Consider the following 26,729-nt stretch of genomic DNA (forward strand, 5'->3'; position numbering starts at 1 on the left):
CACGGCGCCCGCCACACGTGCCACGACGTGGTGAGCCCCGGAATTCCACCGGAGCCCACCACGTTGTGGCCCCACAGGGGGCGCTCGTACCCCCTACGGGATCTGTTCGGCCGCACCCTAAGGGCTCCGAAGGCCTTGAAGGCCCCGAAGGCCCGAAGTCCCCGCGACGGTCCTAGAACCCCAGCTCCCGTGCGATCAGCATCCGCTGCACCTCGCTGGTGCCCTCGCCGATCTCCAGGATCTTGGCGTCCCGCCACATCCGGGCCACCGGGTACTCGTTCATGAAGCCGTACCCGCCGTGGATCTGGGTGGCCTCGCGCGCGTTGTCCACCGCGATCTCGGAGGAGTACAGCTTCGCGAGCGCCGCCTCCTTCTTGAACGGTTCGCCGTGCACCAGCCGGGAGGCGGCGTCCCGCCACGCCAGCCGGGCGGTGTGCGCCCGCATCTCCATGTCGGCGAGCTTGAACTGGATCGCCTGGTTGGCGCCGATCGGCTTCCCGAAGGCGTGACGTTCCTTCGCGTACGTCACCGACTCGTCCACACAGCCCTGCGCCAGGCCGGTGGCCAGCGCCGCGATGGCGATCCGGCCCTCGTCGAGGATCCGCAGGAACTGGGCGTAGCCGCGGCCCTCCGCACCGAGCAGGTTGCCGACCGGCACCCGGACGTCCGCGAACGACAGCTCGCGGGTGTCCGAGGCGTTCCAGCCGACCTTGGAGTACGGGGCGGCGACCGTGAAGCCGGGGGTGCCGGACGGCACGATGATCGAGGAGATCTCCGGGGAGCCGTCGGCCTTGCGGCCGGTGACCGCGGTGACCGTCACCAGGCCGGTGATGTCCGTACCGGAGTTGGTGATGAAGCACTTGCTGCCGTTGATCACCCACTCGTCGCCGTCCCGCACCGCGGTCGTGCGGGTCGCGCCGGCGTCCGAGCCGCCGTCCGGCTCGGTCAGGCCGAACGCGCCGAGCATCTCGCCGCTGCACAGCTTGGGCAGCCACTCGCGCTTCTGCTCCTCCGTGCCGAAGCGGTACAGCGGCATGGCGCCCAGCGAGACGCCCGCCTCCAGGGTGATCGCCACCGAGGAGTCGACCCGGGCGAGCTCCTCCAGGGCGATGCCGAGGGCGAGGTAGTCGCCGCCCATCCCGCCGTACTCCTCGGGGAACGGCAGGCCGAACAGGCCCATCCGGCCCATCTCCTGCACGATCTCGTACGGGAACGCATGCTGCTCGTAGTACTCGCCGATCTTCGGGGCGACGACGTCATGCGCGAACGCCTCGACCGTACGCCGGAGTTCCTCCAGCTCTTCGGGCAGACGGTGGTCCAGGGACATGGTCACTCCTTGTGGGAGAGGGCACGCAGGGTGCGCGAGGGGCTCGGGCGGCCCAGGACACCGTCCATCCACACGCTCGTGGCGGTGAGCCGGTCGAGATCGACACCGGTCTCGATGCCGAGGCCGTGCAGCATCCACACGAGGTCCTCGGTGGCGAGGTTGCCGGTGGCGCTCTTGGCGTACGGGCAGCCGCGAGGCCGCCCGCCGACGCGTCGACGGTGGTGACGCCGTGCTGCAGCGCGGCGAGGGTGTTGGCGAGGGCCTGCCCGTAGGTGTCGTGGAAGTGCACGCCCAGCTTCGAGGTGGGCACGCCCGCCTCGTTGAGGGCGGCGAGGAGGTGCTGGACGTGGCCGGGGGTGGCCACGCCGATGGTGTCGCCCAGGCTCAGCTCGTCGCAGCCCATGTCGACCAGCGCCCGGCACACCCGGACCGTCTGCGCGACCGGCACCGGCCCTCCCAGGGGTCGCCGAAGCACATCGACAGATAGCCGCGGACGTGCACCCCGGCCTCCTTGGCGCGGGCGACGACCGGGGCGAACATCAGCAGTGCCTCGTCGACCGTGCGGTTGAGGTTGGCCTTGGCGAACGATTCGGTGGCGCTGCCGATCACCGCGATCCGGCGCGCGCCCAGTGCCAGCGCCCGGTCCAGGCCGCGGTCGTTGGGCACCAGGACGGGCAGCCGGTGCGGGTCGAGGTCGCCCAGCAGCGGGAACAGCCGCTCGGCGTCGGCGAGTTGGGGCACCCACTTGGGGTGCACGAAGCTGGTCGCCTCCACGACCGGCAGTCCCCGTCGACGAGCCGGTGGACGAACTCGGCCTTGATCTCCGTGGGCACGACGGCCTGCTCGTTCTGCAGGCCGTCGCGCGCGCCGACCTCATGGATGCGCACGCGGGCGGGCAGGCCCTCCGCGGCGACCTCCATCGGCAGTCCGGCGACGGTCATGACGCCACCTCCCCGTCGGCGCCGACGGCGCCGTCTGCGCCGTCCATGGGCGCGATCACGGCCAGCACCTGGTCCATGGCGACCGTCGAGCCGACCGTCACGTCCAGTTCGGTCACCGTCCCGGCGTGCGGGGCGGAGATCACGTGTTCCATCTTCATCGCCTCCACCACCAGCAGGCCCTGGCCCGCGGTGACCTCGTCGCCGACCGCGACCTTGACGACCGTGACGGTGCCCGGCATCGGGGCGGCCAGGGTGTCCGCGCCGTGCGCCCCGGCGGCCCCGCGCAGCGCGGCCGCCACCGGGTCGTGATCGGCGACCTGCCAGGCGTCGCCGTCCCTGCCGAGCCAGTCGCCGCTGCGGTGGAAGGTGTGCACGATGCCGTCGACGGTGATCCGGACGCGGTCCGGTGCGACCTCGGCGGTGTCCTCCGGGCCGCCGGGCCGGACCTCGCGGGCCACCGGGTCGTGGCCCGGCACCCGCAGCCAGTGGCGCACCGGCGCGGGCTCGCCGCCGAGCCGGAAGCCGCTGGGGGCGGCGAACGGGTCGCGCCAGCCGGCCTCGTCCACCGCCGGTGCGAGGGCGGCCTGCCGCACCGCCGCGGCCGCCGCGTACACCTCGTCCGGGACGCCCGCCTCGATCAGGCCGGCCGCCTCCCGCTCCACCAGCCCGGTGTCCAGCTCGCCGGCGACCACGTCGGGGTGGGCCAGCAGCCGCCGCAGGAAGCCGGCGTTGGTCGTCACGCCGAGGGTGACGGTGTCGGCCAGCGCGGCCCGCAGCCGGCGCAGCGCGCTCGCCCGGTCCGGGCCGTACGCGATGACCTTGGCGAGCATCGGGTCGTACCGGCTGCCGACCTCGCCGCCCTCGGTGAGGCCGGAGTCGGTGCGGGTTCCGTCGCCCTGCACCTCGTGCAGCGAGAGGACCGTGCCGCCGGTCGGCAGGAAGTCGCGGGACGGGTCCTCGGCGCAGAGCCGGGCCTCGACCGCGTGCCCGGTGAGCGTGATGTCGTCCTGGGCGTAGGGGAGGTGCTCGCCGGCGGCGATCCGCAGCTGCCACTCCACCAGGTCCAGGCCGGTGACGAGCTCGGTGACCGGATGTTCCACCTGGAGGCGGGTGTTCATCTCCATGAAGTAGTAGGCCGAGGGGTCCTTGCCCGGGACGATGAACTCGACGGTGCCGGCGCCGCGGTAGCCGCAGGAGCGGGCCGCCTGCACGGCCGCCTCGCCCATCGCGGCGCGGGTCGCCTCGTCGAGCAGGACCGAGGGGCCTCTTCGATGATCTTCTGGTGGCGCCGCTGGAGGGAGCACTCGCGCTCGCCGAGGTGGAGGACGGTGCCGTGGCCGTCCGCCAGGACCTGGATCTCGATGTGCCGGGGCCGGTCGATCCAGCGCTCGACGAGGAGGGTGTCGTCGCCGAAGGAGGAGCGGGCCTCGCGCCGGGCGGCGGCGATCTCCTCGGCCAGCAGTGCCTCCTCGCGCACCAGCCGCATGCCCTTGCCGCCGCCGCCCGCGGACGGCTTGAGCAGGACGGGCATGCCGATCTCCCGTGCGGCGGCGGCGAGTTGGGCGTCGTCCAGGCCGCTGCCGGAGGAGCCGGGACGACCGGGACGCCGGCCGTGCGGACCGTCTCCTTGGCGCGGATCTTGTCGCCCATCAGCTCGATGGCGTCGGCCGGCGGGCCGAGGAAGACCAGGCCCGCCTCGGCGCAGGCCCGGGCGAAGGCGGCGTTCTCGGCGAGGAAGCCGTAGCCGGGGTGGACCGCCTGGGCGCCGGTGCGGGCGGCCGCGTCCAGCAGCCGCTCGACGGACAGATAGCTCTCGGCGGCCGGGGCCGGGCCGATCCGTACGGCCGTGTCGGCCTCGCGGACGTGCCGGGCTCCGGCGTCCGCGTCGCTGAAGACGGCGATGGAGCGGATGCCGAGCGTGCGGAGCGTGCGGATGACGCGGACCGCGATCTCGCCGCGGTTGGCGATCAGGACGCTGTCGAACATGGTCGTGGGCATTCCTCTCACATCCGGAAGACGCCGAACTGCGGCTCGCCCAGGGGGGCGTTGGCGCAGGCGGTCAGGGCGAGGCCGAGGACCTGCCGGGTTTCGAGCGGGTCGATGACGCCGTCGTCCCACAGCCGGGCGGTGGCGTAGTAGGCGTTGCCCTGGGTCTCGTACTGCGCGCGGACGGGGGCCTTGAAGGCGTCCTCCTCCTCGGCGCTCCACTCCTCGCCGCGGGCCTCCATCTGGTCGCGCTTGACCGTGGCGAGGACCGAGGCGGCCTGCTCGCCGCCCATCACGGAGATCTTGGCGTTGGGCCACATCCACAGGAAGCGGGGGGAGTAGGCCCGGCCGCACATGGAGTAGTTGCCGGCGCCGTACGAGCCGCCGATGACGACCGTGAGCTTGGGGACCCGGGTGCAGGCCACGGCCGTGACCATCTTCGCGCCGTGTTTGGCGATGCCGCCCGCTTCGTAGTCCCGGCCGACCATGAAGCCGGAGATGTTCTGGAGGAACACCAGGGGGATGCCGCGCTGGTCGCACAGCTCGATGAAGTGGGCGCCCTTCTGGGCGGATTCGGAGAACAGGATGCCGTTGTTGGCGACGATGCCGACCGGGTGGCCGTGCAGGTGGGCGAAGCCGGTGACCAGCGTCGTGCCGTACTCGGCCTTGAACTCGGCGAACCGGGAGCCGTCCACGATCCGCGCGATCACCTCGCGCACGTCGTAGGGCGTCCGGGAGTCCACCGGCACCGCGCCGTACAGCCCGGCCGGGTCGACCGCGGGCTCCTCGACGGGCCGCACGGTCCAGGGCAGCGAGGGCCGCTCGCCGAGCGTCGAGACGATGGTGCGGACGATGCGCAGCGCGTGCGCGTCGTCCTCGGCGAGGTGGTCGGTGACGCCGGAGGTGCGGGAGTGGACCTCGCCGCCGCCCAGTTCCTCGGCGGTGACGACCTCGCCGGTGGCGGCCTTCACCAGCGGCGGGCCGCCCAGGAAGATCGTGCCCTGGTTGCGGACGATCACGGCCTCGTCGCTCATGGCGGGGACGTACGCGCCGCCGGCCGTGCACGATCCGAGGACGGCCGCGATCTGCGGGATCCCGGCGCCGGACATCCGCGCCTGGTTGTAGAAGATCCGCCCGAAGTGCTCGCGGTCGGGGAACACCTCGTCCTGCATCGGCAGGAAGGCGCCGCCGGAGTCGACCAGGTAGACGCACGGCAGGTGGTTGTCGAGGGCCACCTCCTGGGCGCGCAGGTGCTTCTTGACCGTCATCGGGTAGTACGTGCCGCCCTTGACCGTGGCGTCGTTGGCGACGATCACCACCTCGCGGCCGGAGACCCGCCCGATGCCGGCGATCACCCCGGCGGCCGGCGCGGCCCCGTCGTACATCCCCTCCGCGGCCAGCGGCGCCAGCTCCAGGAACGGCGAGCCGGCGTCCAGCAGGGCGTCGACCCGGTCGCGGGGCAGCAGCTTGCCGCGGGCGGTGTGCCGCGCCCGGGCCTTCTCGCCGCCGCCGAGGCGGGCCGCCGCGAGCCGTTCGCGCAGTTCGGCGGCGAGCTCGCGGTGCGCGGCCTCGTTGGCCCGCCAGGAGTCGGAGGCCGGATCGTCCCTCGGACTCCGGCCGAGGGACGCCCCGTCGCCTCCCAGCACCGGTGCCTGCTCCATCACTACGAGCCCCCTTGCTCGGTCGTCCGCCCGGCCGCCGCGGTGCGCGGCCGCCGGGCATCCGGGTTAATGGGCGTTAACGTCGTTTCCTTCAGGTTAACGACCACTAACCCGGCTGTCTACAATCGACGGCATGAGTAATGCGCAGGCCCCCGCCCCGACCAGCCGCCGCGAGCAGATCCTGAAGGAGGCCGCCCGGCTCTTCGCCGAGCGCGGGTTCCACGGCGTCGGTGTGGACGAGATAGGGGCGGCCGTGGGCATCTCCGGCCCGGGCTCTACCGCCACTTCGCCGGCAAGGACGCGATGCTCGCCGAGCTGCTGGTGGGGATCAGCGAGCGGCTCCTCGCGGGCGGGCGGATGCGGGTCGCGGAGGGCGGCGAGGACCCCCGGGCGGTGCTGCACGCCCTGATCGACGGCCACATCGACTTCGCGCTGGACGACCGCCCGCTGATCACCGTGCACGACCGCGAGCTGGACCGGCTGCGCGAGGCCGACCGCAAGCGGGTGCGCCAGCTGCAGCGGCAGTACGTCGAGCTGTGGGTGGAGGTCGTCCGCCGGGTCCACCCGGGCCCCTCGGAGTCCCAGGCCCGGGCCGCCGTGCACGCCGTCTTCGGCCTGCTGAACTCCACCCCCCACCTGGGCCGGCCCGGCTCCCTCCCGGGCCGCACGGAGATGGCGGAACTGCTGCACCGGCTGGCGCTGGGGGCCTTCGGGGCGGTGGCCGGGCCGGCGGAGGCGCCGGCGGCGGGGGGACCGGTGGCCGCGGGCGCATAGTGCGCTGCCGCACACCTTGTCGTTGAGGTCTGGACAGTCCAGGTGACCGGCCGGTAGCTTTTCGCTGAGCAAGCGCTTAGCCATGCGTTTGGCCGGTGACCTGGAGGAGGCGACGTAACCATGCGCCGTACGGTGTTCAACGAGGACCACGAGGCGTTCCGCGAGACCATACGCGCCTTCATCGAGGGCGAGGTCGTACCGGTCCACGACGAGTGGTTCGCGGCCGGCCAGGTCCCGCGCGAGTTCTACTACAAGCTCGCCGAGCTGGGCGTCTTCGGCATCCGCGTCCCCGAGGAGTACGGCGGCGCCGGCATCGACTCGCACAAGTTCGAGGCCGTGATGTACGAGGAGACCGCCCGCGCCGGCGTCACCTTCGGCGGCTCCGGAGTGCACGTCCTCCTCGGCCTGCCGTACATCCAGATGCTCGCCACCGACGAGCAGAAGAAGCGCTTCCTGCCGAAGTTCGTCACCGGCGAGGAGATGTGGGCGCTGGCGATGACCGAGCCGGGCACCGGCTCCGACCTCGCCGGCATGAAGACCACCGCCAAGCTCAGCGAGGACGGCACGCACTACGTCCTCAACGGCTCCAAGACCTTCATCACCGGCGGCGTGCACGCCGACCGCGTCATCGTCTGCGCCCGCACCGACGCGCCCACCGCCGAGGACCGCCGCCACGGCATCTCCCTCTTCGCCGTGGACACCACGTCCGAGGGCTACTCCATCGGCCGCAAGCTCGACAAGCTCGGCCTGCGCACCTCCGACACCGCCGAGCTGGCCTTCGTCGACGTCAAGGTCCCCGTCGAGGACCTGCTCGGCGAGGAGAACAAGGGCTTCTACTACCTCGGCCAGAACCTCCCCTCCGAGCGCTGGGGCATCGCCTTCGGCGCGTACGCGCAGGCCAAGGCCGCCGTCCGGTTCGCGCAGCAGTACGTCCAGGAGCGCACCGTCTTCGGCAAGACCGTCGCGTCCTTCCAGAACACCAAGTTCGAACTGGCCGCCTGCCAGGCCGAGGTGGACGCCGCCGAGGCCGTCGCCCGACCGCGCCTGGAGGCCCTCGACGCCGGCGAACTGACCCCCGCCGAGGCCGCCTCCGCCAAGCTCTTCTGCACCGAGGTCGCCCACCGCGTCATCGACCGCTGCCTCCAGCTGCACGGCGGCTACGGCTTCATGAACGAGTACCCGATCGCCCGCCTGTACGCCGACAACCGCGTCAACCGCATCTACGGCGGCACCAGCGAGGTCATGAAGTCCATCATCGCCAAGTCCATGGGCCTGTAAGGACGTTGGGGCCCACGCACGTGAACGAAGCACTCCGGTCCCTGCTCGATCTGCTCGACCTGGAGCGGATCGAGCAGGACATCTTCCGCGGCCAGAGCCGGGCGGCCCTGGTGCCCCGGGTCTTCGGCGGGCAGGTCGCCGCCCAGGCACTGTCGCGGCCGGCCGCACGGTCCCCGAGAACCGGCCGCCGCACTCCCTGCACGCGTACTTCCTGCGCCCCGGCGACCCCGGCGCGCCCATCGTCTACACCGTCGACCGGATCCGCGACGGGCGGTCCTTCACCACCCGCCGGGTCGTCGCCGTCCAGCACGGCCAGCCGATCTTCCACCTCTCCGCCTCCTTCCAGGAGTACGAGGAGGGGCTGGACCACCAGACGGACATGCCGGCCGCGCCCGACCCGGAATCCCTGCCGACGGCCGCCGAGATGCTGCCCCGCCACCTCCCGGCGGACATCGCCGAACGGCTGGTCGAGGCCCGCGCCGCGGTCGACCTGCGGTACGCCGACACCCCGCCCTGGGGCACCGTCGGCCACCCGCGCGCCCCGCGCTCCCAGGTCTGGTTCAAGGCCAACGGCAAGGTCGCCGACGAGCCCCTGCTGCACGTCTGCCTGGCCACCTACGTCTCCGACATGACGCTGCTGGACTCGGTCCTGCTCGCCCACGGCCGCGGCGGCTGGGCCGTCGGCGACGTCGTCGGCGCCTCACTGGACCACGCCATGTGGTTCCACCGCCCCTTCCGCGCCGACGAATGGCTCCTCTACGACCAGGAATCCCCCTCCGCGTCGGGCGGCCGCGGCCTCGGCCAGGCCCGCATCTGGACCCAGCACGGCCAACTCGCCGTCTCGGTGATCCAGGAGGGGGTCGTGCGGGTACCGCGGGGGTAGCGCCGCGGGCTGGGCGGGGGGCTGGACCCCGGGGCTGGGCGGGGGCGGGCGCCGGGCCGGTGAGCGACGGCGACGGTGGCGTCCTGAGGTGGTTGTACGGCCCTAGGGGTGCCATCGGCCGCTTAGGGCATGGCACCCCCGCCACCCACCCCCGCCACCCACCCCCGCCACCCACCCCCGCCACCCACCCCCGCCACCCACCCCCGCCACCCACCCCCGCCACCCACCCCCGCCACCCACCCCCGCCACCCACCCCCGCCACCCACCCCCGCCACCCACCCCCGCCACCCACCCCCGCCACCCACCCCCGCCACCCACCCCCGCCGCGCGGTTCAACGCTGCCGCAGCTGGCTGGTTGAGCTGTGGGCCTCATCCGCCTCGTGGGAGCAGCGCGCCGGGGAAGCCGGCCCCGCCTTCACAAGAAATCCCCGGCCGCAATCCGCTCAACTCGGGTCCGTCGCACGGCCAAGGAGGACGGATCGTTCACCGGCCACTCCTTGATTCCGGGCCTCCGCAGGTAACAGACGCCCTGGCGGATATCGGTGACGACAGCCAGCCGCCCCGGGGCGTACTCGACCTCATCGCCAACTCCTGGTAGCTGCTTGGCATTCACAGGGCAACCCCCGCTTCCGGGCAGACGCCGATCCGGGCGGCGCACGGCCGGCACACGTGCAGATCGTCCGGGCCGGCGGTCTTCTCCCGTGCCAGGCTGTAGCCGAAGTGGCAGCAGGGCAGGCGCTACCGGTGATCTCGTCGACCGTCCAGGTATTCGCGGCCGGGACGGCGTCCCACCCCATGGTCATGACGCACCTCCGAGACCGAGGTAGGCGGCCCATTCACCGGAGTCCCAGCCAACGGGGTCGCCGTGCCGGTGGCGAAATGCGCGGGCTTCTGGCGGAAGAGATCTCGCGTCGGTCCGTACGGCGGTGGGTGCCGAGTGGGGGTGCGGAGCGGCATCGGCGAGAGTGCGTCGAGCGTTTGATGCAGTCGGCATCGTGGTCAGTCCTCCAGATCGCTGCTGGCATGACCAGCTAACGCGGCACCCGAGCAATGTTCTGAGGGAGATCAGGGCCTTCTTTCGCCCGTCCCCTAGGGCGATTTGGCCACTCCTTTAGCTGACGTCGCAGTGAGCGTGGAGTTACCGTGCGTGCATGAACTCCTCGCGGAACACGACGCTTGAGGCGTGGATGAAGGAGCACGGGCACAGCTCCAATTCGCTCGCGGAGGCGGTGAATTCGGCAGTGGGCGACCTCACCGGCAGATTCGGAGGACTGGATGGCGCATCGATCCGGGACTGGAAAGCGGGCCGCGTACGGTGGCCGAAGTCCGCGACCCGCGCCGCGCTGGAAAAGGTCACCGGCCTTCCCGCCACCGCTTTAGGGTTCGTACCGCGGGGCCGGGCCCCGTCGTCCGCCCCGCCCCACCACCGGAGGACCCGTGGAACGCCGTCGCTTCCTCGCCGCCGGAACGGCCTTGGCTGCCGCCTCCGCCACATCCGCCGCAGCCACCAAGTACCGCGTGGGAACGAGCGACGTCCTCCGACTCCAACAACGCTTCACTGAGATCATCGCAAGTGACCACCGTCATGGCGGCCGGCTCGGCATCGAGCGGAAAGCCACCGCGCTTGCCGGCGAGGCTCTGGCTCTGCAGAGCACAGGGAGTGCCAGTCAGCGGGTACGTGCCTACGTATACGGATGCGCGGCGGCATTCCGGTCCTCGGCGATGTGGGCGGCGATCGACGGGCGCCGTTACGACGGCGCGATGGTCCACATGCGGGAAGCGCAGGCACTCGCCGAATTGGCAGCCGACCCGGCCATCAAATTCCGCATTTGGTCACACGCCGGGACGTTGTACCGGCACATGGGCCGTCCCGAAGAAGCCATCGCCGCAAATGACGTCGCTCGGAGTCTGTCCATCACGCGTCGCGATCCGCTGTTCGCATCCTTGGGGCTTGCCAGGCAGGCCGCCATTCACGGTATTGCCCGGAATCTCAAGGCTGCTCGACGCAGCTTCGACCAGGCGCAGGACGCGATGAATCGCGCTGACCCTGCCGCCGATCGTCCCGTGTGGATGACTTCGTTCTACGACCAAGCGGAACTGAATTCCCTCGCGCTCACCGGATATCTCGCACTCGGCGACTACGAGACAGCCGAGGCGCACGCGCATCGGTGCTTGGCCGCTCTCCGGCCCCACATGCGACGGTCGAAGGCCATCGCCACCACTCGCCTGGCTTGTGCTCAACTCGGCCAAGGCGATGTGGAAGCGGCGGCCTCCACTGCGATGTCGGTCCCTGCCGATGCCGCCGCTCATCACCCTCGCGTCGCCGGAATGCTGCACACCTTCAACTCCAGGATCAACACCGCGGCGCCGAACAGCTCCACCGCCCGGATGTGGAATCAGCACGCAGACACCATGTGGAAGGAACCGGTATGACGTCCACCATCGAGCTCCGCACATTCCACTTGCTAGAACCCGCCAGGCGGCATCTCCTGGACGTCTATACCGATGTCCGTGCAGACCTCCTGCACCTGCCGAACTACGCGGTCGCGACTTTCGCCGAGCGCCTCGACCGTCATTCCGAGGAGCCAGGCTGGGGGCGGTCCTGGCCTATGAAGAGGGCGAGCCCATCGGCTACGTGTACGCCAACACAGTGGATTCCGACGACCGTTGGTGGAAGCGCATCTCGCCCGCCCCTTCGTCCGAGTACACCGACAAAAGCGTCGTAGCTCTCAAGGAAATCGGCGTTCGCATTCCCTGGCGCGGTACGGGAACAGCTCGGCGTATCCATGACGCCCTCCTCGCCGAGCGCAGTGAGTCGTACGTCAGTCTCATGGTCAATCCCCTCGCCGGGGACGGCAAGGTGCACCGGCTCTACCAGCGCTGGGGGTACGAGGACATCGGCCGCACCCAGCCCCCAACGGACGCACCGGTCCTGACCGCGATGATCAGGGCCGTGCGCTGACTCCGGGCGGGGCCAGGCCGAGGGGCCCTAGATGTGGTCGCTGATGCACCAGTAGCGAGGGTGCTTTTGCTGTCGGCGGAAGCGAGGGCGTTTCCCCGGTTGACCGCGGCCATCGGGACCATCGTTACGGGCGACGGCGACAGTGAAAGGCGGATGCAACGCGGTGGCTGCACTGGTCTACTTCAAAAAGAGCGTTGAGGATGCCGACGTCGTGGTCTATTCGTTCGGCGAGGACGCTTCTGAGATGACGCGCCAGCTGATCGTGGACAAAGGAAATCGCCGGACGCGGTCAGGCGACGGGAACATCGACTATGCGTTCCTCAAGGCGTCGCGAAAGATCAACGCCGTGTACGAGCAGACATGTGAATGGCCTGACCGCGGAATGAGTGCCAGCTGATTTCCTCCGTCGCGGCGGGGCCCTCGCGCTGGGTCAGGAGCGAGGGCGGAGCCACGAGGCGGGCGCGTTCGTGGAGTTGGCGCGCGGCGTGGTTTTCGAGCCGAGGCCTTTGTCACCCCGCGTAGGTAGCATCACCCGGCCAGAGGTGAGGCGTCCGCGGCCTCGCCCGGCCACACGGACAGATGGAGGACAGATGAGTGACGCCTACTCGCCCGTCCCGGAACTGAACTTGCTCAAGGAGTTCGCCGACCGGATCGGCCCGGGCCAGTACTCGGAGGGATTCGAACTCCACGAGTACGGCAAGGAAGTCGGCCTCCACACCTGGTCGGCGCATCCGGAGTTTCTGGACCGGTTCATCCCCTTCGCGCATGCCACCGGCTCCGGCTCGCACTACGCCCTGTGGCGGTGCGACGACCGAACCGACCTCGCCGCCCTGCCCGTCGTCCTGGTGGGCGACGAAGGAGACCTCTACGTCGTCGCGCGAAACCTGCCGGAACTGTTCCAGCTCCTCGCCATCGACAGTGAGTTCCTCGACCCGGACGAGGTCGAGGAACACAGCGATGGCCATCAGGAATTCCTCGTCTGGCTGGACCGGAACTTCGGGCTGGGGCCGCCGGAAGACCTCGACGCGCTCTGGGCCGAACAGAAGGAGTGCGACGAGCAGTTCCGGACGTGGGCGAGCCGTTTCGTCGCGTTGGACGACTGCTGACAGCTCTCTCGCGGGAGCGTGATCGTCATGTTTGTGGGGCTTGTGGCCGGTAGTGGCCGGTCTGGAGCCCAGTGCCGACCTCGCGGCGCGAAGCGCTTGCTTCAAGTGCACTTGAAGGTCCTAACGTTGCCGGCATGACGGTGATCGACAGCACGCCCGTGACCTCCCCGCCCGTGGACGTTTGTGTGGCCGCGGGGACGGAGCATCCGCGGCCCGACGGCCAGGACCGTTACACGATCAGTGAGGTCGCGGCGTACACCGGGCTCAGTGCGCCCACCCTGCGGTGGTACGAGGAGATCGGGCTGCTGCCGGACGTGGAGCGGTCGCACAACGGCCAGCGCCGCTTCGGCAACCGGGACCTGGACTGGCTCGCCTTCGTGCGCAGGCTGCGGCTGACCGGGATGCCGGTCGCGGACATGGTGCACTTCGCGCAGCTGGTGCAGCGGGGCGAGGAGACCTTCGACGAGCGGCGGCAGATCCTCGAACGGACCCGGCGCGAGGTCCTCGCGCGGATGGCGGAGCTACAGGACACCGTTGCCGTACTCGACGCCAAGATCGACTTCTATGCGGGCGCCCCCAGGCGTCGGAAAGGGCCTGAGCGCCATCATGAGCAACGCCATCACGAGCAATGCCATCGAACAGATCCGTAAGGTCGAGCTGGGCAACGGCGGCCCCCTCGTCGGCGTCCAGGGCTTCGGCGCCATGGGCATCAGCGCCGCCTACGGGCAGACGGACGACGCGGCCGCCCGCGACACCCTGGAGGCCACCGTCGAGGCGGGCGTCACCCTCATCGACACCGCCGACATGTACGGCGTCGGCGCCAACGAGGAGTTCCTCGCACCGTTCGTCGCCGCGCACCGCGACGAGATCACCCTGGCCACGAAGTTCGGCATCGAGTACCGCGCGGACGACCCGAAGTACCGGGCCATCCGTAACGATCCCGGCTATATCAAGAAGGCCGTCGAGGCGAGTCTGCGCCGCTTGAACGTCGAGGTCATCGACCTCTACTACATGCACCGGCGCGACCCCGCCGTTCCGCTGGCCGAGTCCGTCGGTGCCATGGGCGAACTGGTGGCGGAGGGGAAGGTCAAGTACCTCGGCCTGAGCGAGGTCACCGGTGCCGAGCTGCGCGAGGCGCACGCCGTGCATCCGATCACGGCCCTGCAGACGGAGTGGTCGGTCTTCAGCCGGGACGTGGAGCGCAGCGCGGTGGGCGCGGCCGCCGAGCTCGGGGTCGCCTTCGTGCCGTACTCGCCGCTCGGGCGGGGCTTCCTGACCGGTGCCTTCACCGACGCGGGCAAGGAGCTCTCCGGCAGCGACTTCCGGCAGTTGATGCCGCGCTACACCGGGGACAACGCCAAGGCGAACGCCGCCCTGCTGGAGCCCCTGCACGAGATCGCGGCCGAACACGGCGCCACCACGGCGCAGATCGCGCTGGCTTGGTTGCAGCACCGGGCCGAGGTGCACGGCCTGACGGTCGTGCCGATCCCCGGGACCCGTAAGCGCAGCCGCCTGCTGGAGAACGCCGGGCCACCCGGATCACCCTGACCGCCGAGCAGTTGGCCCTCCTGGAGCCGATCGCCGGGCAGGTGGCGGGCGAGCGCTACGCGGACATGTCCCTGACCTCGGCGGCGCGGGAGGGGTAGGTCGGTCGGTCGGAGGACGGTTCAGGGCGGTGCCGGCCGGTTAGCCCGCATGGAGCAGGTTCCGATTGCGGGGCCGGGCAAGGTCAGCTGTTCTGGGTCGGAGACGCGTTGGTCCGTCCTGCAAGCAGTCGAGGAGCGTCCATGCTCAAGGGCTTCAAGAACTTCCTGATGCGCGGTGACATCGTCGTCGTGGCCGTGGGGCTGATCATCGCGTTGGCGCTCAGCACGCTGATCAAGGCGTTCACCGACAACGTCATCGACCCGATCATCGCCCGTGCGCAGGGAGGTGGGTCGGTCGGGCTCGGCTGGCAGCTCGGTGATCCCGGGAACACGTCGACCTATGTGAATCTCGGTGCGTTCATTTCCGCCGTGATCTACTTCGTCATCTTCATGGCTGCCGTCTACTTCTTGATCGTCGTCCCGTACAAGGCCGTCCAGGCGCGCCGTGGGGTCACCGTCTTCGGGGACCCCACACCGGCCACCACCTGCCCGGCCTGTCTCGCCGACGACATTCCGACGGGTGCCGCCAAGTGCCGCTACTGCGGGACCGACCAGCGCGCGACGCCCGCAGCCCCATGAGTGCCGAAGGGGAGCAGGCAGCCGAAGAGGACCTTCCCGCTGGAGAGCCTGTCCGCGGCAGGCTTCAGGCCAGCCCCGCCGCGTCCAGCAGGTATGCCGTCAGCGGGTCGTAGTAGCGGGGGCTGCGGACGTGGTCGTCGAGGGGGATGGTGACCTGGAGGGTGCCTTCGGCCTCGGCGAGGAAGAGGGCCGGGTCGTTGGAGTCGGCGAAGCCGATCGCGTCCAGACCGCGTTGGCCCGCGCAGCCGGCCCAGCCGTGGTCGGCCACCACCAGGTCCGGCAGCGGGCGGCCGGCCCGCTCCAGGCCGTCGAGGATCGCGGCCATCGGCTCGGGGGAGTGGGTGTGCCACAGCGTCGCCCCGCGCTCCAGCATCGCCACGTCGGCGAACTGGAAGACCATGCCCTCGTCGGCCTGCAGCCCGTCCGGGATGACGACGATCTCGCAGCCGGCGGCGCGGAGTGCCGCGGCGGTGGCGCGGTGCACGTCGAGCAGGCCGCCCGGGTGACCGGTCGCGAACAGCACCCGCTGCTCGCCGGCCGCCGCCTTGCGCAGCAGCGCCGCCGCCCGCTCCAGCGCGTCCACGGTCAGCTCCGGGTCGATGGTGTCCTGGCCCTGCCGGTGGTGCGGGTCGTCGCTCACCCCGCAGCGCTCCGCCATCACGGCCAGTACGTCCTGCTCGTCCGCCCACCGGTCGCCGAATTCCAGGCCGAACCAGAAGTAGCGGTCACCGTTGGCGAGCTTGCGGTAGTGGGAGAGGTTGTTCTCCCGGGGGGTGGCGACCTCACCGGCGATCCGGGTGCGGACGAGATGGTCGACGAGTTCGGCGCGTGACGGAACGGCGGCTGCGGAGGCTATCGGCATAGCGCCATTGTGCCCGGACGTATGTTCCGGGGCGGGGGAGTTCCGTACCCCGGACGGAAGCGGACGGAAGCGATCACGGACCGGAGCCGGGCAGGGGCCAGACCGCAGCCGGGCTGGAGCCGGACCGGAGTCGGCCCGGAGCCGGACCGGAGTCCGACCGGAGCCAGCCAGGCTGGACGAAATGTCGAACGGTCATCGGGTTCCGTCGCGGAAATGTCCATGGGCCAGCGGCCTCGCCGTCCCTAGTCTCGGGTCATGACCACCGCAGCCAGCGCTTCCCACGAGCCCGTCGGCCCCGTCGACTCCTCCCGCATCCCCCGGTACGCCGGGCCGGCCACCTACGCCCGCCTGCCCCGCCTGGACGAGGTCGGCGGCCGGGCCGACGTGGCCGTCGTCGGCGTCCCCTTCGACACCGGCGTCTCCTACCGCCCCGGTGCCCGCTTCGGCGGCAACGCGATCCGTGAGGCGTCGCGGCTGCTGCGCCCGTACAACCCGGCGCAGGACGCCTCCCCGTTCGCGCTGGCGCAGGTCGCGGACGCGGGCGACATCGCCGCGAACCCGTTCAACATCAACGAGGCCGTCGAGACGATCGAGGCCGCGGCGGACGACCTGCTCGGCACCGGCGCGCGGATGATGACGCTCGGCGGTGACCACACCATCGCGCTGCCGCTGCTGCGTTCCGTCGCCAAGAAGCACGGGCCGGTCGCGCTGCTGCACTTCGACGCGCACCTCGACACCTGGGACACCTACTTCGGCGCCGAGTACACCCACGGCACGCCGTTCCGCCGGGCCGTGGAGGAGGGCATCCTCGACACCTCGGCGCTCTCCCACGTGGGCACGCGCGGGCCGCTGTACGGCAAGAAGGACCTCACCGACGACGAGAAGATGGGCTTCGGCATCGTCACGTCCTCGGACATCTACCGGCGCGGTGCCGACGAGGTCGCCGACCAGCTGCGGCAGCGCATCGGGGACCGGCCGCTGTACATCTCGATCGACATCGACTGCCTGGACCCGGCGCACGCCCCCGGCACCGGCACCCCCGAGGCCGGCGGCATGACCTCGCGCGAGCTGCTGGAGATCCTGCGCGGGCTCTCCTCCTGCAACCTGGTCTCCGCCGACGTCGTCGAGGTGGCGCCGGCCTACGACCACGCCGAGATCACGGCCGTGGCCGCCTCGCACACCGCGTACGAGCTGACCACGATCATGTCGCGGCAGATCGCCGCCGCGCGGCAGGGCTGAGCCCGGGCCGCACAGGCGCAGGGGACGGCCGGTCACAGAGGTGGCCGGCCGTCCTTCGTGACGAGTTCCCACGTGCCGTCCTCGAAGGGGTGGCCGCCCAGCACCGCGTCCCAGGTGTCGCTCTCGTCCACCGTCGGGTCGATCCGCCGGCACCAGGCGGCGAGCACCTGCTGGGCGTCGCGCCGGTCCGCGCGTGAGGGATGGAACCCGCGGCGGTACGCGTCGAAGAGCCGGACCATGGCGAAGAACTGCGCGAGGGAGCCCGCGGCCGGTTCGGGAGCCGTGTCCCGGGGCAGCCGGAGCACCTGCCCGGTCGCGCCGTCCAGCGCCAGCGGGGCGTACATCCAGTGGCCGAGCTCGTAGCGGACCCCGGACGGCTGCCCGTCGGTGCCGTCCTCCGGCAGCGGCTTCAGGCCGCCGTGGGTCTGCAGCTGCAGCAGTCCTTCCAGGCTCGGCAGCCCCACCTCGACGAGGAAGTCCCGGGTGCCGGCGTGGGTGATGCCGTCGGGCAGGTCGCCGGCCGCGCGCCGTCGGCAGGCACCGGCGCCGAACGCCTCCTCCAGCCAGGCCCGGGCGCCGGAGCCGCCGCCCGCCGCGGCCAGCGCCTCGGCGGGCGGTTCCGGGGCGGCCAGCCGGGCGTGCGGCTCCAGCAGCGGCGCCGCGTGCCAGGCCGTGCCGTCGTCCTCCCCGTCCGCCCCGCAGACGACCGCGAACAGCCCGCCCGCACCGGCCAGCACCCACAGGTTGTCGAGCCCGATGCCCTGCCCGACGGACAACGGGCAGCGCGGCAGCGGCGCGGACGGCTCCGGCTCGATCTCCCACGCCCCGTCCAGCCGCTCGGCGAACGCCCCGGACACCCCCTCCGGCACCGGTCGTCGTAGACCCAGCCGGACTCGTAGAGCGGCTCCGGGACGACGGCGGGCGCACCGTGCGGCGCACCGGTGGCCGAGTCGAATTCCTGCCGGACGTACGCGTGGGCCGGGTCCGTGGCACGGTCCGTGGTCGCGTCCCGGGCGGCCAGCAGCGACAGCCCGTCCCCGGACCGGACCAGCGCCAGCTCGTCGATCCGCCCCACCTCGCCGGGGACCGGGCCGAACCGCCCGTTGCCCCGCCACCGCGTCCACACCGTCTCGAACGGCATCCCGACCCCGGACCCGCTCAGCTGCCGGGCCAGGTCCGTACGCCCGCGCAGAGCGCCGCGTGGTGCAGCCAGGCCGCCCACTCGCCCTGGCTCAGCGACCAGGCGCCCTGCGCCTCCAGCGACCGGACGTCGGCGAGCACCCCGCCGTACGGCACACCGGACGGATACGCCACGGCGAGGGCGTCCCAGGCGGCCCCGGGCCGCACCTGGGCCAACACCCGCCCGTCGGCGAGCAGTTCGCCCACCGTGCCGGCCAGGGTCGCGTGGGCCGGCAGCGCGCGGGCCGCGTACCGGCCGACCGGACCCTTCTCGGTCCACGGCCCGGCCGGGCCGGAATCCGTCACGGCCGCCAGCAGCGCGGCCACGATGCGCCGCTGTTCCGCCGCGGACACCGGGCAGGCCGCGCGCCACATACGGGCGAGGGACGGCGAACGGAACGCCAGCAGCCCGGCGTCCGGTTCCTCCGCACCCCGCGCGTCCCGCCCCGTCTCCCGTACCTCGATCTCGTCGGGGAAGGCGGTGGCCAGTGCGCGGGCGTCGGCGGGCCCGGACGGCGCACCCAGCGCCTCGTGCAGCAGCCGGTACACCTCCACCGGGACGTCGGTGGTCTCGGCGGCGGCGAGGACACCCAGCGGATGCCGGCCGTCCGCGCCGGCCGGTGCGGACGCGCCGCGGGCCTCCGGGCCTGCCGCGGGGGTCACCACCACGTCGCGCGCGGGCGGTTCGCCCATCCGGTCGCCGTCCCACTCCAGGGCCAGCCGGATCCGGGCCTCGGGTGCCCGGAGCAGGAGGAGGGACAGCGCCCGGGCGATCCGTCGGGGTTCCGCGGAGGTCAGTGTGGGGCCCGCCCACTGGGAGTTCACCAGGAACACGGTGTGGTCGCCGCGCAGTGCGTCGCGCAACCCGGGGCGGCCGCGCAGGAGTTCGTCGGGTCCGAGCGCCACGCCGAGGGCGGCGCACACCCGCAGCGCGACCTCGTCCGCCGTCAGGCCGGTGCAGTCGACCAGCGCGGCACCGGGGACCCGTGCGGCGCTCTCGCGCAGCAGCGCGGACTTCCCCGCGCCGTCGTCGCCGCCGATCACGAGTCGTGCGCGCCGCTCCACGGGCAGCGCCAGCCAGTCCCGGATCGCTGACCGCTCTCGGTCGCCGAGCTGGTGTGTCACGCGAAATCACTCCCACCGGTGCGGTGCTCGAAACCCTAGCTCAGGACAGCAGGCCCTTTCCGGCGAAGCCCAGCCACAGTCCCTTCAGACGATTGACGTACGCCTCGCCCTCGGCCGTGAACGCGACCCGGGCGTCGTCCTTGATCTGCCGGATCTCGTCCTGCCGGCCTTCCGCACGCATCTCGGCCTCGTCCTCCACCCGGCCCCGGCGGAACCCGGTCCCGTAGTAGATGGGCACGTCCTTGGGGAGGTTGTGGCCCAGGTAGGCGGAGCAGTTGTTGCCCGAGGCGGGGCCGCACGGTTCCCGTTCGGTGTACAGGCCCTGGGGCTGGAGCGGGGGCTTGCCGTCGGCCTCCCGCTGCCGGTTGACCTCGTTCAGGTAGTCCAGGACGTGCGGTTCGGAGTGCACGCCGGCCGACCACTCGGTGCCCATCGGCAGTGAACTGTCGGAGAGGTAGTGGGTCTGCCCGGTCTCCGGGTCGTGCACCTCCACCACCGCGTAGTTCCGGTTCGACCAGTCGCCCTTGTTGTCGCCGGTCAGTTCCTTGAAGACGTTCGCGGTGTATTTCCGCCCGTCTTCCTTGAACGTGTCCTTGAGCTCCTTGCGGACGTCGTTCCGGTCCGGCACCGGCTGCTGCTGGTGGTAGTAACTTCCCGCGGACTGATGGCCCTTGGCGTCCATGTTGGTGGCCAGTTTGTCCCTGGCCTCCTTCTGCCGGTCCTGCTTCTCCTTGCCCTCTTCGGTGCTGGGGTCGTGGTCCAGCGGGCGGTTCGACGGGTGGTTGGGGTTGTCGACGTCCGGGTGGAGCGAGCCGACCTCCAGCTCGCGGTGGAACTTGAGCGACAGCCGGGTGATGGCGGCCACGGCGGCCATCTGCTGCGGGCGGGGCATCTCCGCGAACGGCGGGTGGCGGAGGGTGTTCTCCAGGGTCTCCCGGGTGATGCCGTTCGGGTTTCCGGGCGGGCCGCACTGCTGCAGCAGGTCGCGCAGCTGCCCGTTCCCGCCCCAGTGTTCGAGGTCGTTGTAGAGCCGGTCGAGACTGACCTGCTCGACGTGGTGGGTCTCCCGCAGCGAGCCCTGGGAGTCCTCGGGCAGCAAGCCCTGGTGCGTACGGTCGGGGGCGTCCCGGTTGCTGTCGTCGTGGTGCTGGCCGTCGTGCTCCTGGTCGTGCCCCTCGCCGTGTCCCTCGTCGTGCCCTCGTCGTGGTCGAGCTTGGGCTTCTTGGCGTCGTGGCCCCCGTCGTCCCCGTCCGCGTCGTCGGGATGGGGGTGCTTTTCGCCGGCGGCGCCGGGCTCGGCGGCGGGGCGGCGGGGGGTGTCGGTGCGGGGATCGGTGGTGTGGTGGTCGGACGGGGTGGGTGTGGGTGTGGGGGTGGTGGGGCGGCGGTCGGCGCCGAGGGGGATGGCGTGGACGCCGTTGCTGCCGTCGTGGAGGGGCCGGTCGCTGGTGCGGCCGGTCTGGGCGTCGACGTAGGTGATCTTGCCGTTGTGGTTGACGACGTTCCAGGCGTGGGCGCGGCCGTTGTTGTCCTGGGTGACGATGACGGCCTGGGAGCCGTGGCCGTTGTCGCGGAGGTCGTTTTCGAGGCGGTGGAAGGCGTCGGGGCCGTTTCCGTAGTCGTGGAAGGGGGCGCCGAGGGTGTTCTCGATGCGGTCGCGGCCGTTGGCTTCGCCGCGGTCGGAGAGGGTGCCGTCGGGGTGGGTGTCGGGGGTGCGGTGGGCGGCGGCGGTGGGGTTGCCGGCGTAGGTATCGGCGGTGGCGAGGGCGGCGTCGACGCAGTTGTTGTTGCGGCCGGGGGCGTCGGGGCCGGGGTGGTTGATGGTGTCGACCCAGTGGCCGTCGTTGGGGTCGGGGTGGGGCTGGGGCCGGCCGTCGTCGTCCTTGGGGATGGCGTTCTCGACGTGCTGCTGGTGCTCGTCGGTGGGGCCGTCCAGCCCGCCGGGACGCTCGCGGTTACGGGTGTCGGAGGCGGCGGGGGGATCGTTGGGGGGCTCGTGCCGGGGGTGGTCGTGGTCGGCCGGGTCGGTGGGGGTGCCGTGGTCGGTGGGGGCGTCGGTGTCGGTGTGGGTGTCGGGGTGGGTGTTCTGGTCGTGCGGGGTGTTGCCGGGGGTGTCGCGGTGGTTGGTGTCGCGGTGGTCGGTGTCGCGGTGCTCGGTGTCGGGGTGGTTGGTCGCTGGCTCGTTGCCAGGCTGATTGCCCGGTCCGTTACCCGGTCCGTTGCCCGGCTCGTTGTGGCTGTTCGGGGCTGTGGGCCGGTGCGGTCGTTCGGGGTGCCGTGGCCGTTCGGGGGCGGGTCGGTACGGGGCGGCTGCGGTTCGGGGCGCCGGGGGTCCGGGCGGGTCGGGTCCGGCCGGGTGGTGTCCGGGCGTGTGGTGTCGGGCCGGGTGGTGTCCGGGCGGGTCGAGTCGGGGCGCGGCCGGTCCGGGGCCGGGCGCTGCTGACGCGGGTCGGGGCGCCCGCCGGAGGGCGTACGCGGGTCGTCCGGGCGGCGCGGCCCGTCGAGCCGGGGGTCGTGGGCGGGGCGGTCCGGACGGCGCTGCTGGGTGATGTCGTGGACCGGCTGAGTGCCGTCGGGGCGGCGGTTGGGCGGGGTGTTCCGGGGCTCCCCGCGGGCGGGTTGGTGCCGCGCGGGGGTGCGGTGTTCGACGTCGGGGTGGCGGCCCGCTCGGGGTGGCGGTGTGCGGGGCCGCGTTCGGAGCCGCGTTCGGTGTCGTCGGCCCGGCCTGCGGGGGCATGGCGGTGGGCATGCCGACCACCGGCCCCGGCGACTGCGGGCCGCCCTGCGGTGACTGCTGGGGCGGGGTGGGCGAGTGACCGCCGGGGTCGGCCGCCGGGGTGGGCGGCGGGGCGGTCAGGGTGTCGGCGGACTGGGTGGTGACGGTGGTGTCGTCGTCACGGCCGTGCGGCAGGGGGTCGCCGGAGGCCGGGTCCCGGTGACCGGCGGGCGACGGTCCGGCGGACGCCGTATGCGGCACCGCCCCGCCCTGCGAGGGCACGCTCACGTGCGGGGTGCCCGGACGTCCGCCGCCCGCACCGGAGTTGCTGCCGTCCCCGTCGTGCGAAGGGGTGCCGCCGCCGTCGCCGTAGTGGGGGGCGGGGCTGGGCTGGGGTGCGGAGGTGGGGGCGTCGTGGGAGGCGGCGGCCGGCTGCCCCGGGGGCGTGGTCCGGTGTCGGTGCCGGAGTGGGGGTCGGGCCCGGGTGGGACGACGTGCCGGAGTCGGGCGTGGGTGCGGAGTGCGGCGACGACGGTCCGGAGTCGGGGCTCGGTGTGGAGTGGGGTGACGACGGTCCCGCGTCGGGTGTCGGCGTGGCGTGCGGTGCCGGTCCCGCGTCCGGCGTTGGTGTGGAGTGCGGTGCTGGCCCGCGTCGTGGGGCGGTGCCGCGTCCGGGTGGGGGGACGGGCCCGGGGTGGGTTGCGGACCGGCCGGATCCGGGCCGGGGTGCGGCCGGGCCGCGTCCGGGGCGGTGTCGGGCGTCGGGTGGGTGCCCACCGCACCGGAGTCGGGCGTCGGGTGCGTGCCTACGGAACCGGAGTCGGGGCTGTGTCCGGGGCCGGGCGTGGGGCCCGCGTCCGGGGTGTGCCCGGGGCCCGGGGCCGGGCCGGAGTCGGGCGACGGGTGGGTGCCCACCGAGCCCGCGTCGGGCGTGTGTCCGGCGCCCGGTGCGGGGCTGCTGTCCGGTGTCGGTGTGGGGGAACTCCCGTACGGGTTGTGGTCGTTGCCGCCCGTGTAGCCCTCGTCGAAGGCGGTGCGCTGGTCCGGTGGCGGCAGCGGTTGGGCCCGGGGGGCCGGGTGGTCGCCGTCCGGTCGTGCGGAGCTGTCAGGGCTGGTGGACGGGCTGTTGCCCGAACCGGGCCCGGAATCCGGCGCGGGCCTGGACCCGGCGTCCGATCCCGATCCCGACCCTGATCCTGATCCTGATCCTGAGTCTGATCCCGCCCCCGCCCCGGATTCTGATCCCGACCCGGAGTTCGGCCCCGACCCGGAGTTCGGTCCCGACCCCGACCCCGAGCCGGACCCCGACCCCGAGCCGGATCCGCGGCCCGTGTCGCTGTGCGAGGGGCCCGAATTCCCGCCGTTTCCAGCAGAGTTGGAGTCACCGGAGCCGCCTCCCGAGTCTGAACCCGAGCCGCTCCCCGTCCCTGAACCCGTACTCGAGCCCGTTCCGCCTCCGGACCCGGACTCAGACCCGTGTCCGGAGCCCGCCGACTCGTTGGACGACCCCGATCCGCTGCCGCTGCTCCCGCTGCTCCCGCTGCTCCCGCCGTCTCCGCTGCTTCCGCCGTCTCCGCTGCCGTGTTCGCCGCCGCCGCTCTCGTGGTCCCCGCCGCGCCCGGCGGCGTGGTCCAGGCCGCCGCGGGCATGGTGGCCCGCACGGGCGCCGGCTCCGTCGCGCAGCGACTCCGTGAAGGTCTGGCCGGAGTTCTTGGCCGCGTCGATTCCCGCGTCGGCGCCCGTCTTGAGGCTGCGGCCGACGTCGAAGCCCTGCTGGGCCCCGAAGTTCATGTTCATGCCCTGGGCGATGGCGTCGGAGATCATGGCCTCCAGCGCGGAGACGGCGGGCTCCTTGATCGTCTCCATGATCGCCTCGACCAGCGCCTCCCGCGCTTCCTTGAGGATGCGCCGGACGATCAATCTGGTCGCTTGTGTGGCGCCCGCCGCACCGATCTCCGACAGGCCGAGCGTGAACGGTGCCGCCGCTTGTGCCGCGATGATCTCTGCCGCCAGGATCGCCAATTGGGCGATCACCGCGACTTTCATCCCGACGATCACCACCGACCCCGCGTCCATCGCGAAGGCGATCAACTCGGCCGCCGTGCGCGCGTCGTCGAGGTAGCCCGAGCCGTTGCCGGAGAACTTCTCCCAGGTCTTGCTGAAGCCGTCGATGCTGTCGCCGGAGTTCGCCGAGAGGACGTTACCGGCGGCCGTGACGCCCTCGGACTGCAACTGCTCGACGGCGTTGGCGAACTCCCGCCAGGCGCTGGCGGACTCGTTCATCTTGTCCTCGTCGCCCGTCGGCCAGTCGAAGCCGAGCATCTCAAGGACCCACTCCAGCCAGTCCGGCAGCATGAGCGACATGGCGGCAATCCCCCGTACGTGGAAGCGGTCAAGCGGTGACGGCGCGTGCAACGAGTGGGTGGAACGAGCGGAACGAGCGGGAGGAGCGAAGGCGGCGAAGGCAGCGGGTGGCCCGGCGGTCGGTCGGGCCTCAGAGGCACCCCCTGGAGAGACACCCCCGCGGAGAGCCCCCGGCCTGCGGCGCTAGGTCTGCGGTGCCTTGAAGTTGCTGATCAGCTGGCTCTGCGCCTCGGCGTTGGCGACGTGCTGCTTCATCAGCGAATCGTTGAAGTCCTCGTCGGCCTGGTGGTTGTCGGCCATGGTGTTCAGCGCGCCGCCGATTTCCTGGAGCTTGGCGGCCAGGTGGCCCATCGACTCGTACATGCCGTCGCGCAGGCCCTCGTAGACGACGCCGAACTTCTCGCCGATGTCGTCGTCGCCCCACGGCGGGGTGTCCTGGCCCTCCAGGCCGGTCAGCGTGTTCTTGAGCTTCTCCACGGCGGACTGGTAGCGCTGTCCGACGTTGGTGAAGTCCCGTCCCCCTGACTTCAGCGACGGGATGTCCGCCTGTAGTCCCTCTCCGGCCATCTGTGCCCCCCGTTCCCCACGCTCATCGACAGGTTGCAGGACAACGTGGCGCAAAGTTTAGTCCTGGACTCCCTTATGTATTCAAGGAGTTGAGCAAATCGTTTCTCGGCGCTACCCGGCCCTGCAGGGTCGGGATAGCCGGAACGGTTCGCGGACGAAGCGGGCCCCTGAGCTGACAATTGGCCAACCAGCCGGGCTAATGTTCACGGAGATCGTTTCCGACCACAGCGGGGAGGTGAGCCATCAAGCTGCGGTACAACGAGCGCATCTACCCGACCGCCCGGCAGCAGCGGGATCTGGCCCGCTTCTTCGGCTGCGCCCGTGTCGTCTACAACGACGGCTTGCGGGAGCGCAGGCGGGCGTGGAGGAACGGCGAGCCGTTCATCTCAGATGCCACCTTGCAGAAGATGGTCATCACCACTGGGAAGAAAACTCCCGAGCGGGAATGGCTACGGGAAGCTCCTTCGGTGGCGCTGGTGCAGTCCTTGCAGGATCTGCATGCCGCTTACCGGAACTTCTTCGCCTCCAAGCGTGGGGTGCGGCAAGGGCCGAAGAGTGCCCCGCCGAGGATGAAGAAGAAATCGGGGAGGCAGTCGATCCGGTTCACCCGCAACGGCTTCAGGCTGCGGGGCAACGGCCGGCTGTTTGTCGCCAAGCTCGGCGATGTGCGGGTGCGCTGGTCCCGGCCGCTGCCCTGCACTCCGTCTTCGGTGACGGTCGTCAAGGATGCGGCCGGAAGGTACTTTGCGTCGTTCGTGGTGGAGATCGAGGACGAGCCACTGTCCGAGCTGGACATGGAGGAGACGGACACCGGCATTGATCTGGGCCTGTCCTCCTACGCGGTGCTGCGCGGCCGGAAGATCATCTCTCCGAAGTTCTTCCGCCGTCAGGAGAAGAAGCTCAGGCGTGCTCAGCGGAAGCTGTCGCGCTGCCAGAAGGGTTCGAACAACCGGCGCAAGGCCAAACTCGCTGTAGCCAAGGTCCATGCGCGGATTGCCGACCGGCGACGCGACTTCATCGAGCAGGAAACCACCCGGATCGTGCGCGAGAGCCAAGCGTGCTACCTGGAGGACCTGAACGTGAGGGGCATGGGCTCACGCAAGGGCAAGCGCGGCAAGTCCGTCCACGACCAGGCGCTCGGCATGTTCGCCCGTACCCTCGAAGCCAAGTGCGCACGGTACGGGCGTGGGTTCGTCAAGGTCGACCGGTGGTTTCCCAGTACGCAGATGTGCTCCGCATGCGGCAGCATCGAAGGACCCAAGGGCCAAGAAGGTCTGCGTATCCGGTCGTGGACCTGCTCATGCGGAAGTCTCCACGACCGCGATGGGAACGCAGAAATCAATCTTCGCGCCGAAGGGCGCAGAATCCTCGCCGCAGGAACTGCGGAGAAGTAAAACGCCTGCGGAGAGCACGTAAGACCCTGCCCAGCCAGGGCGGTGCTCGATGAAACAGGAACCCGCCAGGGCCCGCACCATGCGGGCGGATGGAACCCGGCCGCTTGCGGCCGGAAGGAGTTCAGTGTCACAACGCTGTCA

The 26,729-nt window shown here is 71.5% G+C and carries 15 protein-coding genes and 7 pseudogenes; 12 read left to right on the top strand and 10 right to left on the bottom strand.

Annotated elements, in window-relative coordinates; genetic code table 11:
* Positions 1-172: 172 nt before the first annotated feature.
* The 4 genes and pseudogenes from OJ254_RS14380 to OJ254_RS14395 all read right to left on the bottom strand — a co-directional run bounded on the left by OJ254_RS14380 (position 173) and on the right by OJ254_RS14395 (position 5,915).
* Positions 173-1,327 (bottom strand): acyl-CoA dehydrogenase family protein, encoded by a 1,155-nt coding sequence (locus OJ254_RS14380; protein WP_265362651.1) that lies wholly within the window; start codon positions 1,325-1,327, stop codon positions 173-175.
* 2 nt (positions 1,328-1,329) lie between these two features.
* Positions 1,330-2,268 (bottom strand): annotated as a pseudogene (locus OJ254_RS14385) (hydroxymethylglutaryl-CoA lyase).
* Positions 2,265-4,254 (bottom strand): annotated as a pseudogene (locus OJ254_RS14390) (acetyl/propionyl/methylcrotonyl-CoA carboxylase subunit alpha). Before OJ254_RS14390 ends, OJ254_RS14385 begins: the two co-directional pseudogenes overlap by 4 nt.
* Positions 4,255-4,271: 17 nt before the next feature.
* Positions 4,272-5,915, bottom strand: a complete 1,644-nt coding sequence (locus OJ254_RS14395; RefSeq protein WP_265362652.1) for a carboxyl transferase domain-containing protein — start codon at positions 5,913-5,915, stop codon at positions 4,272-4,274.
* Between the two features lie 133 nt (positions 5,916-6,048).
* Here OJ254_RS14395 and OJ254_RS14400 point away from each other — a divergent pair.
* The 10 genes and pseudogenes from OJ254_RS14400 to OJ254_RS14445 all read left to right on the top strand — a co-directional run bounded on the left by OJ254_RS14400 (position 6,049) and on the right by OJ254_RS14445 (position 15,143).
* Positions 6,049-6,689, top strand: a pseudogene (locus OJ254_RS14400) (SACE_7040 family transcriptional regulator).
* 120 nt (positions 6,690-6,809) lie between these two features.
* On the top strand, positions 6,810-7,967 hold the full coding sequence (locus OJ254_RS14405; RefSeq protein ID WP_265362653.1) for an acyl-CoA dehydrogenase family protein: 1,158 nt from the start codon (positions 6,810-6,812) through the stop codon (positions 7,965-7,967).
* Between the two features lie 20 nt (positions 7,968-7,987).
* Positions 7,988-8,850, top strand: a pseudogene (locus OJ254_RS14410) (acyl-CoA thioesterase).
* Between the two features lie 1,473 nt (positions 8,851-10,323).
* Complete coding sequence (locus tag OJ254_RS14415; protein WP_481005558.1) at positions 10,324-11,283, top strand: NsdA family TPR-like regulatory protein; 960 nt, start codon at positions 10,324-10,326, stop codon at positions 11,281-11,283.
* Positions 11,280-11,812: pseudogene (locus OJ254_RS14420) on the top strand (GNAT family N-acetyltransferase). Before OJ254_RS14415 ends, OJ254_RS14420 begins: the two are co-directional and overlap by 4 nt.
* Positions 11,813-11,975: 163 nt before the next feature.
* On the top strand, positions 11,976-12,209 hold the full coding sequence (locus tag OJ254_RS14425; protein ID WP_265362655.1) for a hypothetical protein: 234 nt from the start codon (positions 11,976-11,978) through the stop codon (positions 12,207-12,209).
* Positions 12,210-12,402: 193 nt separating this feature from the next.
* Positions 12,403-12,918: a hypothetical protein gene (locus OJ254_RS14430; protein ID WP_265362656.1), complete on the top strand. Its 516-nt coding sequence runs from the start codon at positions 12,403-12,405 to the stop codon at positions 12,916-12,918.
* Positions 12,919-13,052: 134 nt separating this feature from the next.
* Positions 13,053-13,568, top strand: a complete 516-nt coding sequence (locus OJ254_RS14435) for a MerR family transcriptional regulator (protein ID WP_265362657.1) — start codon at positions 13,053-13,055, stop codon at positions 13,566-13,568.
* Positions 13,525-14,564, top strand: a pseudogene (locus tag OJ254_RS14440) (aldo/keto reductase). Before OJ254_RS14435 ends, OJ254_RS14440 begins: the two are co-directional and overlap by 44 nt.
* Positions 14,565-14,705: 141 nt before the next feature.
* Entirely contained in the window at positions 14,706-15,143 is a 438-nt protein-coding gene (locus tag OJ254_RS14445; RefSeq protein ID WP_265362658.1) for a large conductance mechanosensitive channel protein MscL, read from the top strand.
* A gap of 64 nt (positions 15,144-15,207) precedes the next feature.
* Here OJ254_RS14445 and OJ254_RS14450 read toward each other — a convergent pair whose 3' ends face one another.
* Entirely contained in the window at positions 15,208-16,005 is a 798-nt protein-coding gene (locus tag OJ254_RS14450; protein WP_265362659.1) for a phosphatase, read from the bottom strand.
* Between the two features lie 255 nt (positions 16,006-16,260).
* On the opposite strand from OJ254_RS14450, the gene speB reads away from it, so the two are divergent.
* Positions 16,261-17,244: an agmatinase gene (gene speB / locus OJ254_RS14455; protein WP_265362660.1), complete on the top strand. Its 984-nt coding sequence runs from the start codon at positions 16,261-16,263 to the stop codon at positions 17,242-17,244.
* 32 nt (positions 17,245-17,276) lie between these two features.
* Here the strand turns inward: speB and OJ254_RS14460 are convergent, their stop codons facing one another.
* The 5 genes and pseudogenes from OJ254_RS14460 to OJ254_RS14485 all read right to left on the bottom strand — a co-directional run bounded on the left by OJ254_RS14460 (position 17,277) and on the right by OJ254_RS14485 (position 25,194).
* Positions 17,277-18,101, bottom strand: coding sequence for an SUKH-4 family immunity protein (locus OJ254_RS14460; RefSeq protein WP_265362661.1), 825 nt, complete (start codon positions 18,099-18,101; stop codon positions 17,277-17,279).
* Positions 18,102-18,402: 301 nt separating this feature from the next.
* Positions 18,403-19,548, bottom strand: a complete 1,146-nt coding sequence (locus OJ254_RS14465; RefSeq protein ID WP_265362662.1) for a hypothetical protein — start codon at positions 19,546-19,548, stop codon at positions 18,403-18,405.
* Positions 19,549-19,588: 40 nt separating this feature from the next.
* A complete protein-coding gene (locus OJ254_RS14470; protein WP_265362663.1) occupies positions 19,589-20,647 on the bottom strand; it encodes a nucleic acid/nucleotide deaminase domain-containing protein in 1,059 nt (352 codons plus the stop codon).
* Between the two features lie 413 nt (positions 20,648-21,060).
* A pseudogene (locus OJ254_RS31600) lies at positions 21,061-24,627 on the bottom strand (WXG100-like domain-containing protein); the annotation flags it as partial.
* 183 nt (positions 24,628-24,810) lie between these two features.
* Positions 24,811-25,194: a WXG100 family type VII secretion target gene (locus tag OJ254_RS14485; RefSeq protein ID WP_261951326.1), complete on the bottom strand. Its 384-nt coding sequence runs from the start codon at positions 25,192-25,194 to the stop codon at positions 24,811-24,813.
* Between the two features lie 296 nt (positions 25,195-25,490).
* Between OJ254_RS14485 and OJ254_RS14490 the strand changes: the two genes are divergently transcribed.
* A complete protein-coding gene (locus OJ254_RS14490; RefSeq protein WP_423836016.1) occupies positions 25,491-26,588 on the top strand; it encodes an RNA-guided endonuclease InsQ/TnpB family protein in 1,098 nt (365 codons plus the stop codon).
* Positions 26,589-26,729: the final 141 nt, after the last annotated feature.

Origin of the sequence: Streptomyces endophytica (assembly GCF_026153355.1) — a bacterium.
Classification (GTDB): Bacteria; Actinomycetota; Actinomycetes; order Streptomycetales; family Streptomycetaceae; genus Streptomyces; species Streptomyces endophytica.